General features: G+C 37.2%; 9 protein-coding genes. All 9 read left to right on the forward strand.

Features of this window, described 5'->3' with window-relative positions:
* The first annotated feature begins 506 nt into the window (after positions 1-506).
* From GCWU000325_RS01615 to GCWU000325_RS01655, 9 genes are read left to right on the forward strand one after another with little or no spacing between them, the layout of a single operon-like run.
* Positions 507-1,757, forward strand: a complete 1,251-nt coding sequence (locus GCWU000325_RS01615; RefSeq protein ID WP_040599128.1) for an ATP-binding protein — start codon at positions 507-509, stop codon at positions 1,755-1,757.
* 14 nt (positions 1,758-1,771) lie between these two features.
* Entirely contained in the window at positions 1,772-2,632 is an 861-nt protein-coding gene (locus GCWU000325_RS01620; RefSeq protein ID WP_006254207.1) for a DUF4007 family protein, read from the forward strand.
* On the forward strand, positions 2,619-5,768 hold the full coding sequence (locus GCWU000325_RS01625; RefSeq protein ID WP_006254208.1) for a hypothetical protein: 3,150 nt from the start codon (positions 2,619-2,621) through the stop codon (positions 5,766-5,768). Before GCWU000325_RS01620 ends, GCWU000325_RS01625 begins: the two co-directional genes overlap by 14 nt.
* Complete coding sequence (locus GCWU000325_RS01630) at positions 5,765-6,874, forward strand: adenine nucleotide alpha hydrolase family protein (protein WP_006254209.1); 1,110 nt, start codon at positions 5,765-5,767, stop codon at positions 6,872-6,874. Before GCWU000325_RS01625 ends, GCWU000325_RS01630 begins: the two co-directional genes overlap by 4 nt.
* Positions 6,871-7,395 carry a hypothetical protein gene (locus tag GCWU000325_RS01635; RefSeq protein ID WP_006254210.1) on the forward strand — a complete coding sequence of 175 codons (525 nt, stop codon included), beginning with the start codon at positions 6,871-6,873 and terminating at the stop codon, positions 7,393-7,395. Before GCWU000325_RS01630 ends, GCWU000325_RS01635 begins: the two co-directional genes overlap by 4 nt.
* A 2-nt stretch (positions 7,396-7,397) precedes the next feature.
* Positions 7,398-8,651 carry a DNA sulfur modification protein DndB gene (locus tag GCWU000325_RS01640; RefSeq protein ID WP_006254211.1) on the forward strand — a complete coding sequence of 418 codons (1,254 nt, stop codon included), beginning with the start codon at positions 7,398-7,400 and terminating at the stop codon, positions 8,649-8,651.
* A 2-nt stretch (positions 8,652-8,653) separates the two neighbouring features.
* On the forward strand, positions 8,654-10,924 hold the full coding sequence (locus tag GCWU000325_RS01645) for a DEAD/DEAH box helicase family protein (RefSeq protein ID WP_006254212.1): 2,271 nt from the start codon (positions 8,654-8,656) through the stop codon (positions 10,922-10,924).
* 6 nt (positions 10,925-10,930) lie between these two features.
* Positions 10,931-11,164, forward strand: coding sequence for a hypothetical protein (locus GCWU000325_RS01650; RefSeq protein WP_006254213.1), 234 nt, complete (start codon positions 10,931-10,933; stop codon positions 11,162-11,164).
* A gap of 11 nt (positions 11,165-11,175) precedes the next feature.
* Positions 11,176-13,314 carry an AAA family ATPase gene (locus GCWU000325_RS01655; protein WP_244832864.1) on the forward strand — a complete coding sequence of 713 codons (2,139 nt, stop codon included), beginning with the start codon at positions 11,176-11,178 and terminating at the stop codon, positions 13,312-13,314.
* The last annotated feature ends 1 nt before the right edge of the window (position 13,315 follow it).

Consider the following 13,315-nt stretch of genomic DNA (forward strand, 5'->3'; position numbering starts at 1 on the left):
CATACGCTCTTGGAGCTTTTCGGGGTTGGCCACAATGGTCAGGATAACACTGATGTACTATGTGGATTTCTACAGCCTCTTTAATCATCCCGAAAAAGATTGGGAAGCATGCCTGAAAGAAGCGGCCGAAAGCCCTCAAATGCCTTCGCTTTTTGATTAGGGGGGGGCTTGGAATGCCAAAAAGAGAACCTCAACCGCATTGTTTCAGCGATTGAGGCGGTCTTTCCTACTCTTTTTGACGTTTATCGGACAGCAATAGTTTTTAATGGGTAAATGATTGCGCTCCTGCAAAATTAAAGGCATAACACGGGCTTCTTGAAAATAAGTATAAGGCAGGAAATATCGGAAATATGAGGATTTTGTAGAATGATTTACGCTACTCTCTTATTCTAAAACTCTGTGCCTTTACACATATTTTTCGAGAAAGCCTTGGTGAAATGATAGGAAAATATTACCTTTGCGATCGGAAACTACGAGATGTTTACACACAAACTCCGATTACAGAAATGGTAAAGCGTGATAAGTACTTGACCGAGTTGGTTTCATTACAAGGCAATGGTATGATTAAGATAATAACAGGAATGCGTAGATGTGGAAAATCGTATCTCCTGTTTGAGATATTTGTATCATATCTTGAACAGAATGGAATTAAATCAGATCATATCATAAAAGTGGATCTTGAAGATTTCAGGAATAGAGATTTAAGAAATCCGGACAATCTGTATTCATATATTGAAAATAGTATCATAGATAAAGAGAAGTATTATGTGCTACTAGATGAAGTTCAGATGCTTGATCATTTCGAGGATGTTCTCAATGGGTTTCTCAAGATACAGAATGTTGACGTATATGTTACAGGCAGTAATGCAAAATTTCTTTCGAAGGATATTATAACAGAGTTTCGAGGACGCGGATATGAAGTAAAAATCTTTCCATTATGTTTCCATGAATATATGTCTGCCTATAAGGGCTCTATTCAAGCCGGGTTAAATGAATATCTGCTATATGGAGGATTGCCACAAATTCTGTCATGTACTACAGAGGAACAAAAAGTTAAGTTTTTGAAATCTCTGTTTGAGGAAACTTATATCAAGGACATTAAGGATAGGTATGATATAAGAAAAAATGATGATTTAGAAGAACTTATCAACATTATGGCGTCTGATATCGGTGCATTGACAAATCCCAATAAACTTGCAAATTCATTTCGCAGTGAGAAAAAATCATCTATATCCTATGACACAATAAAGGATTACATCGACTATTTATGTGATTCTTTTCTTGTTGAAAAGGCAACTCGATATGATATAAAGGGCAAACGCTATATAAACTCTCCTTTCAAATATTATTTCATGGATTTAGGGCTACGCAATGCTCGTATCAATTTCAGACAATATGAAAAGAGCCATTTGATGGAAAACCTTATCTATAATGAAATGCGTGTTCGTGGATTTAATGTAGACGTTGGAGCAGTTCCTATTGTAAATGTCAAAGAAGATGGAAAAAGACAACGTTCCACTTTGGAGGTTGATTTTGTCTGCAATCTTGGAAGCCGAAGGTACTACATTCAATCCGCATACAGAATGGGAACAGATGAAAAAGTGAAACAAGAGCGAGCATCTTTATTAAAAGTGGATGATTCATTCAAAAAGATAATCGTAATAGGTGAAGAATGTCCTGTTACAAGAGATGAACAGGGAATAACCACAATTAGTGTTTATGATTTCCTGCTTAACGAAAACTCCCTAGAATTATAAATATAGAATTCATTATGCTTATAAATAAATATACATTTTCCGGACATGAATCGTTTCCTTGCAAAGCTTTGTGGCTTAAGAAGGGGTATGATTTTGCACTAGAGAATAATGACTGGAACGAACTTTATTCTATTGTCAAACTCGGAGTTGGTAAGAATATGGTCGCCTCTATACGTTATTGGATGAGAGCATTTGGAATGCTTGATGATGACGGACTAACAGACATTGCTCATCTTATATTTGACTCTAATAATGGCACAGACCCATTCATTGAAGATCTTGGGACACTTTGGCTTTTACATTATACACTTATAAGCACAGGAGAAGCTACACTTTATAGATTGTTTTTTACAAACTTCCAACGCGAACGTCTCACCTTTGATCGTGAACACGTTGTTGCATTTGTGAAGCGTACGATGACGGAAAAAGGGAAATTGAAGAGTTTCAATGAGAATACGGTAAAAAAAGACGTTGGAGTGCTTCTACAGAATTATGTTCTCTCACACAAAACTTTATCTATGGAAGATTATTCTGTCCTTATGACAGATCTAGACTTGATTCGTTTATCAGGAGACGAAAAGCAATATTCTTTTAATGTAGAGGGGAAGCGTCAAATTCCGCTTGAGATTCTGCTCTACGCAATCGTGAGAGAGAAAGGAAATAATGATAGCGTAGACTATGATATGCTGCAAACCATAGGTAGCATATTCTGCCTAACTGATATGGAACTCATAAATATGCTCATCGATATACAAGAACTATTTCCAGATGTATTTCGTTATTCCGACACAGCAGGATTACGTCAAGTTCAATTTCTTCATAAATTGAAACCAAGTGAAGTTCTTAAACACTACTATAGAAATGAAGAATTTTAGTCTGTCAGCCAACATAGAATCAGGAGTCACAGGTAGCGATAGGTATATTGTTACACCTAATGTAGAAAAAGTGGTGGGAGAAATTGTCCGCCAATATCAGACTGGCATACACTCTTTTACCATTATTGGTACATACGGTACTGGAAAATCGTGTTTCCTACTCCGGTTGGAGCATGATTTGATAGGAACGGATACATACAATGTATTGATAAAAAATTCAAGAGTACTAGCACCAGTTAGTGGCTTTGATGTTCTAAATATAGTGGGAGAGTATCATCCACTAGATTATTTGCTCATTAAGAAATTGAGCAAGAAGACTAATGGGGATACAGCTATAGAGATGTTGCGTAACTATTATCACCGACTGAAGAAGCATAATAAGATGCTCGTAATAGTTATAGATGAGTTTGGCAAGATTCTTGAACATGCTGCCAAAAATGAGGTTGAGAAAGAACTATACTTTATACAACAGTTGGCAGAGTTCGTTAATGTTCCAGGACGAAATATACTTCTGCTTACAACTCTTCATCAGAATTTTAGTGCATACGCTTCAAAGCTGAATATTGTTCAAAAAAACGAATGGGCAAAAGTAAAAGGGCGTTTCCAAGAGGTGGTTTTTGCGGAGCCAGTGGAGCAACTGTTGTATATGGCGGCAGAGGTATTGCGTAATAATACCGATATACTTAGTATACAAACCCATTCTATCTATGAAATTGCTTTGCAATGTAAATTTATTGCACCTACTCTCAAGGAAGGAACAATGCAAAAGCTTTTTCCTTTAGATACATTCTCTGCGATTATACTCACTAAGGCTATTCAGAAATATGGTCAAAATGAACGCTCCTTATTTTCATTCCTTAATTCCAAAAGTTCTGATTCTTTAAGTAATTTCACTCCTACACCTACCTGTACATACAATTTAAGTGTTGTTTATGATTATCTTGTGGCAAACTTTCATTCGTATTTAACCGATGTAAATGCAGATTCAATGGGATGGAGGGCTATTATTATTGCCATTGAGCGTGTCGAAACTGCTAATTGGGAAAACGATCTGTCAATGACAGCTGCCTTAAAAACAGTAAAGGCTATCGGACTACTTAATATTTTTGGCAGTTCAGGTTTTTCTATGCCAAGGAAGCAACTTATTGAATATATGAAATATGCGATGGCTATAGATATGGCAGAGGTTGTGTTAGAACAACTCATTAATCTCCGCATCATACGATACGCAAAATATAAAGCACGATACATTCTATTTGAAGGGACAGATATAAACATTGAAGATGAGATTATAAAGGCTTCTGCTGTTATTCCTGTTCCAATACATCCTATTGATTTACTTCGAAAGGAATTCAAGAATCGTGTAGCTCCAGTCAAAGCATATTATTATCACAGCGGGACACCTCGCTATTTTGAGTATAGGCTTTATGATGAGCCATTCGGTCAGCCTCCTGCGAACGAGGTTGATGGTTTTATTGAATTAATTTTCTCAACCCGTGAAAATACGTATGATGAAGTAAGTAGTTTCAGTAAAGATTGTAAGCATGCGATCGTCTTTGCAGTCTTCAACCATACGGAAGCAATCATTGAACATCTGCACAAAATACAAATCTATGACTATATCGTAGAAAAAATCGTGATAGACAAAACTGATAATGTTGCCTTGAGTGAAATTCGCAACCTTAGAATGTATGAACAGAATTTGCTGAACAAAAAGATAAAAAACAGTCTATTTTCATATCATGACGAGGTAACGTGGTTTTATAAAGGTATGGAGAAAAAGATTAGTAGCCAACGAGATTTTAATGCTTTGCTTTCTGATGTTTGTAATGATGTATATTTCCTCACTCCTGTAATAAACAATGAACTTATTAATCGTCAAAAACTGAGTGCTAGTATATCTGCTGCACGTGTAAAATATCTGCAAGCTCTCATTTTATATGCGGATAAAGAGGACCTCAGTTGGGAAAAAGATAAATATCCGCCGGAGAAGACAATCTATTACACACTACTCCAAACGACGGGGTTACATCAATACGGAGAGTTTGCGGACGCTCCACAAGTGGATGGTATGATGTCACTTTGGAATGCATGTGAGAATTTTCTTCGTAGCACTCAGGAAAAACCACGTAAAATATCAGAGCTGATAAAAATACTCTCGGAGCAGCCCTATAAGATAAAAATGGGAGTGTTGGATTTTTGGATCCCGACCTATTTATTTATAAAAAGGCTTGACTATTCTCTTTTTGGGAGCAATGGCGTGTATATCCCTGAAATCAATATGGAGTTTTTTGATTTATTAAAAAAACATCCCTCTGATTTTACTATCAAGGCGTATGCTGAGGATGGGGTAAAGATTGAATTCTACAATCAGTATCGCAAGTTTATCCATGCGCCGGAGAGTAAAAAGATAAATAGCAATAAGTTTATTGAAACTATCAAGCCATTCTTTGTATTTTATCATCAGTTGAATGATTATGCTAAGCACACTTGCAAGTTTGATCATATAACAACTCTGCGTTTTCGAGACGTACTTGCCAAGGCGAAAGATCCTGAGAAGACATTCTTTGAGGATTTACCTGAAGCATTAGGATACGACAAGAATTCATTAAACAACACGGATTTTGTTGCAAACTATTGCCACCTTATACAAAAAGCAGTGAGAGAACTTCGCTCGTGTTATACTTCGTTGATAGACAGAATAGAGGAACAGATAATTGAACGGCTTGAACTTCAAGAGTATGAATATATAGATTACATTACAGAGATTCGGCAACGTCTTTCACACATAAAAGAACATCTCCTTTCAGACAAGCAACGTGATTTCTATAATCACGTTATGGCAGAATTCGACAATCGACAAGAATGGTATCAAAGTATTGCTTATGCTGCGCTGGATCAACCACTTGAACGTTTGAGAGATGATCAAGAGGAACAACTCGTTGACAATATCATATATCTCTTCCGAGAGTGTGAAAAACACTCTGTTGTTTCAGAAGCGATGTCTTTTCAAGTAGGTGTCGAAGAAAAAAAACGTTCTAAAGAATTAGAAGCTAGAATTGAGAAGTTATTGTCGGAGGATGTCAATCTCAACATTTATGCATTGATGAACCTATTGAAGAAGAAAATGAAATGATAAAGGTGAGACATATACTCGGCATATCGGGAGGGAAAGATAGTGCAGCTCTTTCCATCTATCTAAAGCATAAATACCCTCATATGAAGATAGAGTATTACAATTCTGACACAGGTTGTGAGTTGAAAGAGACGGAGTTACTAATAGATAAACTCGAAGCCTATTTAGGGAGTATTAAGCGATTACGTGCAACAGAAGGCAGTCCAGAGGCAACTCCTTTTGACCACTTTCTAAAAGCCTGTGGTGGATTTCTTCCATCTCCACAGGCTCGATGGTGTACGCAAAAAATGAAATTGGCTGAATTTGAAAGATTTGTTGGAGATGACTATGCTGTATCCTATGTCGGTATACGTGGTGATGAAAATCGTGATGGCTATATTTCCTCAAAACCCAATATCCAAGCTGTATTTCCATTCAGGAGAAATATTTGGAGTATTGATATTATCAATAAGGCTCTGCATAATGATCAGCGGGAACAAATAATTGATATCTATAATCGATTTTGTTCTGAATTCCAATTGGAAGAAATTATGGAGATCTTGAAAAGACCTCTGAATAAACAGTTCTACTATTCTAAAACGCTTAATGCTTTGCTTGATATTGATGTAAAATTATTCAACCGCGTAGTTTTTGAGTATCTAAAGACTACAGAGTATCCTGTGGGAAAATTGGATTCATTTCCATTAATAGATAATGATGAGGTTCTTGTAAAGGAAGATATATTCCGTTTGTTGCGCGAAAGTGGAGTTGGAGTTCCCGCGTATTATGAAGAGATACCTTTTGAAGTTGATGGAAAAATTGGAACATACTGCCGAAGCCGATCAGGCTGCTATTTCTGTTTCTACCAGCAGAAAATCGAATGGATTTGGCTCTATGAGCAACACCCCGACCTATTCAAAAAGGCAATGGAATACGAGAAGGATGGTTACACATGGATTCAAGGCGAGAGTTTGGAAGACTTAATTAAGCCTGAACGCATACGTCAAATTAAGTTAGATGCTATCAAACGACAAGAACAAAGAGCAAAGATGAACAGCAATTCTTTATTGGTAGATATATTCGCAGATGATGATAATGATGTTTTATGTGCAAATTGTTTTATATGAGAAAAGGGGCATTTTTAAATTTGTATGACGAGGATAAGTTATATGATATAATCTACTATCATAATCCCTCTCATTGGATAGATAATAAAATTGATGATTTAAATCCAATCTCAGATGAAGCTAGGTGGTCAGAAGAAATAAAATATTATGAAGGAGGGGTCATTTCTGAAAGTATTAAGAATCTACCAACGAATACAGGTGGTATATATATGTTTTATCTTAAAGGGATCAATCTTCCATTTATTGAAAAATATGTTGTTTACATCGGTAGGTGTCATTATTCAGAAGGAAGACAACATATTCGTAAACGGGCAAAAGAATATGATTCTGATGAATCAAGGACAGATATTGTCAGAATGAAAAAGTACTGGAAAGATTATCTGTTTTATCGTTATTATCCAGAAACAAATAATGAACAAATAGATAAAGATGAGGTTGCCCTTATTCGTGCAATAAGACCTCCATTTAATTCGGAAATACCAGATAAATTAGATGTTCAACCAACTGAAAAGGCATTTTAATCATGGAACCAACAAAAATACCTGCAATAAAAGGAAGAATTGGAAATACTGTTTACTATTGTGCCACTATGTCCTTCGGGCAAATTAGCAGGATGGTAAAAAAGGTTGATGATGAATTACATACAGCTAATTCATTAAAAGAGCAGATACAACGCTCTCTCTCCAATAATTACATAAGGATAAAAGAGTATATATTAAACCGTGAAGACCGCTTTTTTGACAGCCTTGTTCTTGCCGTTTATGATGGAGATCCTTTGTGGACAGAAATTCGATTTGAGGTAGAAAATAATCAGTACCCAAATATCGGATTATTGGAGTTCTCTGGTCGTGAAAAGATTTTTCCAGTTGATGGTCAGCATAGAGTAGAAGGAATCAGAGCTGCATTGTTGGAAAATAGAGAGTTGGAAAATGAGACCATTAGTGTGATGCTTATAGGTCATCAAAATACAACAGAAGGAATGAAAAAATCTAGGAGAATCTTTTCAACGCTTAACAGGTATGTTAAACCTGTTCGTTTAGGAGACATTATTGCTCTTGATGAGGATGATACGGTTGCTATTGTTACACGAGATTTATTGGAAACATACCCCTTGTTTATGGGAGAAAGGATAAAGGCGAGTAATAATAAATCAATTCCTCAGTCAGATAAAAAAGCATTTACTTCATTGATGACATTATATGAATGTCATCTTGTGCTTTACTGGGTATTCAAATGTCAAAAAGAACAGCATCGTTATGTAAAATCTCAAATAAAAGATCAGTTAAAATATAGACCATCTGATGATATTATTGCTGAATTTAATCGGTATTTAGTCAGTTTCTGGGATTGTATGAATTCTACTTTTGAAGAGATAGAGGCATACATAAATAATAATTCAGATAATCCAGCTGCAGAACTACGTTCTACAGAAAATGGAGGAAATCTGTTTTTCCGTCCAATCGGTTTATTGCCATTTGTTGAGGCTGTTGCTAGAATATTGTTAGCAACAAATAAGTCATTCGATGAGATAATCTCTGGTTATGTAAATTTGAATCGTAATGTTCATTCTGACATGTGGGATATGATATTATGGAATCCAATAACTAGAAAGATGATTATGAGAAACCAATCATTGGTTAATTCCCTATTGATAAAAATGATGGATGATAGCATTTTAACCGAAAGAGAAAAGACTAATATGATAAGTAAGTACGCAACAATATTCAATATAGAACTGCCTGAGGCAGAACGAAGAATAGCTACAATAAGATTGTAACTATGCTAAAAGATGTGACATTTCCAGCACACCGCCATTTCAAATCGCGGACAGAGTGGGAACCGATAGGCTTCTTCTCTGATTGTTTGTGTAATGCCACGCAGTTCGATTTGATGTTGGGCTTTTTTTCCTCTTCCGCAATCAATGTTTTGGCTGACGGTTTCGCTTCTTTCCTCTACAATGGCGGTCGTATGAATCTGATAGTAAACGACATTCTTGCCGAACAGGATAAAAATGCCATTGCCAACGGAGAACTTGATACACCTATTCCATTTTTTGATATTACAGACATTGAGAAACTGAAAAACACGCTGTCGGAGCGTGATGCTCACTTCTTCGATTGCCTTGCGTGGCTTATTCGTAACAATCGGCTTGACATTAGAATCGTTGCACCCAAAGACGGCATTGGCATTTCACACACTAAAACAGGCGTTTTCAGCGATGGTGTGAATAAGGTTGGCTTTGATGGTTCTTGCAACTTTTCACGGTCGGCATTGATTGACAACATCGAAAGCCTTACGGCTTTCTGCGATTGGGACGGCAACCCTGCATCCGCTACAATAAATAAAATCAACGGAGAGTTTGAACTTGTGTTCACAGGTAAAGATGAGAATGTTGTTTTTGTTTCGACCGACAGAGTGAAAATCCATATTGCCGAATCGTTCAAAAACAAGGAACTGAAAGATTTGCTGGAAGAGGAATACAAGTTTATTCAACAAGATATTGTTGATAAATCATTGCCAAAATCTGTAATCAAGGCATTGGATAAAGCCAAGAAAAAGGTTGAAATCGAGATAGAGAAAATCAAGAAGCAAGGCGAAGCTGTTGAGCCAATTGATTTTGGCAGGCCTCGTTTCCCTTACGAATCTGGTCCGCGTGAATATCAGAAACAAGCATTTGAGAATTGGAAGAACAACAAGCAGAAAGGCTTGTTCGCTATGGCAACAGGTACGGGAAAAACCATTACCTCTCTAAATTGTCTGCTTGAGATATACAACAAGTCAGGCTACTACAAAGCCATTATCCTTGTTTCAACCATTACACTTGTCGAACAATGGGAAATTGAATGTAAGAAGTTCAATTTTAGCACTATTATAAAGGTTTGCTCGAAGTATAACAATTGGAAATCGGCAGTGGCCAATCTTCGCTTGCTCGAAATAACAAAGGCCAACAACGACTTGTCCTACATTATCATATCAACTTACGCTTCGTTTGTCCGCTCCAATGTTTTTATGGAATTGAATCAATTTCCAAAAAACAAACTTTTGCTTATCGCAGATGAAGCACACAATATGGGGGGCGGATTGATGGCGCAACGTTTGGCAGACATAAAATATTTGCGTCGCATCGGGCTATCTGCCACACCCGAAAGGCAGTTTGACGAGACGGGCAACCGCAAACTGAAGGACTTTTTTGGCTGTGCTGACAGTTATACATTCGAGTATTCAATGGCTGAAGCCATTCAGAATGGTGCTTTGTGCCGTTACTATTACTATCCGCACATTGTTCGTTTGACTGAAAACGAAATGGCAGAATATGTTGAACTATCAAAGAAGATCGTCAAGATAATGGGCTTTCATGATGAGGAAAGCCAGGAACGTTTGAAAATGCTTTTGCTGAAACGCAAACGCATCATTCACAAAGCAGCAAACAAGTTGTCCGCTTTCAAACAGATTGTTCAGCAGCGAATGGAAGAAAGAGGCAGTTTGAAATACACTTTGGTCTATGTTCCCGAAGGTAACAAGCCCGATAATTTCGAGGCGGATATTTTCGACCAGTTTGACACCATCGCATCTGACCCCGACACCGAACATCTGATTGACGATTTCACTCGCATTGTCCGTGATATGGATTCCCATATCATTGTCCGTCAGTTCGCCTCCGAATCAACCGACCGCGATGCTATGCTTAAAGGCTTTGCCAATGGTAGCATAGATGTACTTACCTCAATGAAGTGTTTAGACGAAGGGGTTGATGTGCCACGAAGCGAATTGGCTATTTTCTGTGCAAGCACAGGAAACCCACGCCAATTCATTCAACGCCGTGGACGTGTCTTGCGAATGCACAAAGACAAACGCTTTGCAATCATTCACGACCTCATTGTCATTCCCGACAATGTGTTTGATGAAGAATGCTATACATTGGAAAAAAGTCTTGTCGAAAGCGAGTTGAAGCGTGTAAGAGATTTTGCCTTGTTGTCTGAAAATCTGAACGATACGATTCGCGAGTTGGACGATGTGCTGAACAAATATGTAATATCAATCTTCAAATAATAAATTATGGCTAAATATCTGACAAATAGCGACAGAGTGCTACAATCCGTACTGCAAGATGAAAAACTTGCAGAGGCATGTCCGTTTAATCCCTCTGATTATGAAACGGTTGGTGATGCACTTCAATCTGATAATTATTTGGTTTGCACTATTGCCAAAATCATCGAGGGCAAAAGTGAAGACAAAACCGATAAGCAACTTTATAATGAAATCAATAACTACTTAAACGGAAAGATATGATACTCAAAAGTATGAACATCAAAAATTTCCGTAGTTATTACGGAGATAACACATTTGAGTTTTCCCAAGGCCTCACGCTGATTATCGGAGACAACGGAGATGGGAAGACAACCTTTTTCGAGGCATTGGAATGGTTGTTCGACACTGCTACTGAAAACAAGAGTGCCACAAACATCTCTGAAAAGAGAAAATCAGAAATGGAATTTGGCGATATTGATGAGGTTGTTGTTTCCTTGGTATTCGACCACGATGGTATTATTGAGATTGAAAAGAGCTTTAGTTTTGAGAAACAAGACAAAAATTCTGCCCGCACATTCGATTACAAATTTATCGGATATGAAGATAGAGGCTCTGAACGTTTGTCAAGAAATGGCAAGCAATTATTGGAGGCGTGTTTCGATACTGCCATTCGCAAATACTGTTTGTTCAAAGGTGAAAGTCAATTGGATGTTTTCGACAACAATACAGCGTTGAAGACATTGGTTGACACTTTTTCCAATATTCGCCAATTTGAAGATTATTTTGACCTTACAGAAAAATTTGAAAGAGATTCCGATGCGGTTGTAACAAAGGCTTTGAAACAAGACAAAGCCCAAACAAAAAAAGTTCAGCAGTTGGAATCTGACAGAATAAGAAACTTGAATGATATTCAAAACGTGAGAGATGATATTCACACACAAGAACAAATCATATCTGATTTCACATCAAGTTTGGAAAAATTAGAAGAAAACCAAGAGGCTTGCGAGGCATATCAGGATATAAAAAAGAGAATTGAAGCCAAGCAAAAAGACGTAGCGACATACAAGGCTCGTACTTTGATTGACTACAATGCACAATTGTTAGATGATTATTGGATTTTGAGAGTTTTTCCAAGTGTCTTGAAAGAATTTCAGAAAAAGGCATCGGCTATCAGTAGGGAGAAAAGAAAACTTGACAGAGCAGAAACAGAACGCCGTGCCATAGAGAAAGGAAAGCAAGAAATGGCCAACACTCTTGCTAATGGTGCAACAAAACTTCCGTGGTATGTTCCCAATAAAGAAACTATGCAAGAAATGATTGACGATGAAATTTGCAAGGTTTGTGGTCGTCCCGCACATAAAGGAACGCCTGAATATGAATTTATGGTCAATAAGTTGAATGAATTTCTTGCCAATTCGCAAGCGAAAAGCAAAAGCGAGGAGGAAGAAAAGCCATATTTTCCGAATCACTATGTTGAGGAAATAGACAAAATATCTAATCGTTTGGGCGGTTGGAACGAAAAGGAAATTGCTGAAATTGCCACAACGGTTTATGATAGATTGGAACTGATACAAGCGCATAAGCAACGTTTAGAACAAGCGATTAAGGATTTGCAAGAGGCAGAAGACGAAAAAGCAAGATTGCTAATTCAAACGCAAGGCATTTCAGAGTCTCTCCTTGAAAAAGGCTTCAAAGATTTCAAAGGAATGTCCGAAAGAAAGAACAGGGCAGAAATCCGTTTGGCAGACTTAAACCGACAACTTGCCGACCTCGAAAAAGAGCGAGTGAGGATTTCTGATGCTTTCAACGAAATCGAACCATCAAACAATGCGATAAAAAGAAGCCAGTTGATTCATCAAACGCTCAAACTTATTATGGAAGCCTTTGCCAAAGCAAAAGACAGAAATGTAAACGAATTTTTGACAATGCTTGAAAACGAAACCAATAAATATTTTGAGCAATTGAATGAAAATGATTTCCGTGGTCAGATACGAATTATAAAAAGAGCCGATGGCTCTGCTCGCATTCAATTGTATAGTTCCAATGGCACAATTATTTCAAATCCTGGCGGTGCACAGCGAACAACAATGTATATGTCCGTTTTGTTTGCAATATCAAACATTACGACAAGGAAACGCGAACAAGATTACCCACTCATCTTTGATGCCCCGACATCATCATTCGGAGAGTTCAAAGAAGACGTATTTTATAACATCATCGACAAACTTGACAAGCAGTGTATAATCGTTACTAAGGACTTGTTGGAAATCGATTATGCTACAAAAACAAAGAAACTGAACCAAGAGAAACTCAACCAACTCACTTGTGCGGTTTATCAAATCAGCAAAGCAGAGGGTTTTGACAAGGAAGATTTGTCAACAATTCAAACAATAATTGAACACATCAAATAAA

It is taken from the genome of Alloprevotella tannerae ATCC 51259 (genome assembly GCF_000159995.1).
Lineage (GTDB): Bacteria > Bacteroidota > Bacteroidia > Bacteroidales > Bacteroidaceae > Alloprevotella > Alloprevotella tannerae.

Coding starts and splice junctions, on each gene's coding strand:
- GCWU000325_RS01615 (WP_040599128.1), top strand. CDS start 507: ATGGTAAAGCGTGATAAGTACTTGACCGAGTTGGTTTCATTACAAGGC.
- GCWU000325_RS01620 (WP_006254207.1), top strand. CDS start 1,772: ATGCTTATAAATAAATATACATTTTCCGGACATGAATCGTTTCCTTGC.
- GCWU000325_RS01625 (WP_006254208.1), top strand. CDS start 2,619: ATGAAGAATTTTAGTCTGTCAGCCAACATAGAATCAGGAGTCACAGGT.
- GCWU000325_RS01630 (WP_006254209.1), top strand. CDS start 5,765: ATGATAAAGGTGAGACATATACTCGGCATATCGGGAGGGAAAGATAGT.
- GCWU000325_RS01635 (WP_006254210.1), top strand. CDS start 6,871: ATGAGAAAAGGGGCATTTTTAAATTTGTATGACGAGGATAAGTTATAT.
- GCWU000325_RS01640 (WP_006254211.1), top strand. CDS start 7,398: ATGGAACCAACAAAAATACCTGCAATAAAAGGAAGAATTGGAAATACT.
- GCWU000325_RS01645 (WP_006254212.1), top strand. CDS start 8,654: ATGCTAAAAGATGTGACATTTCCAGCACACCGCCATTTCAAATCGCGG.
- GCWU000325_RS01650 (WP_006254213.1), top strand. CDS start 10,931: ATGGCTAAATATCTGACAAATAGCGACAGAGTGCTACAATCCGTACTG.
- GCWU000325_RS01655 (WP_244832864.1), top strand. CDS start 11,176: ATGAACATCAAAAATTTCCGTAGTTATTACGGAGATAACACATTTGAG.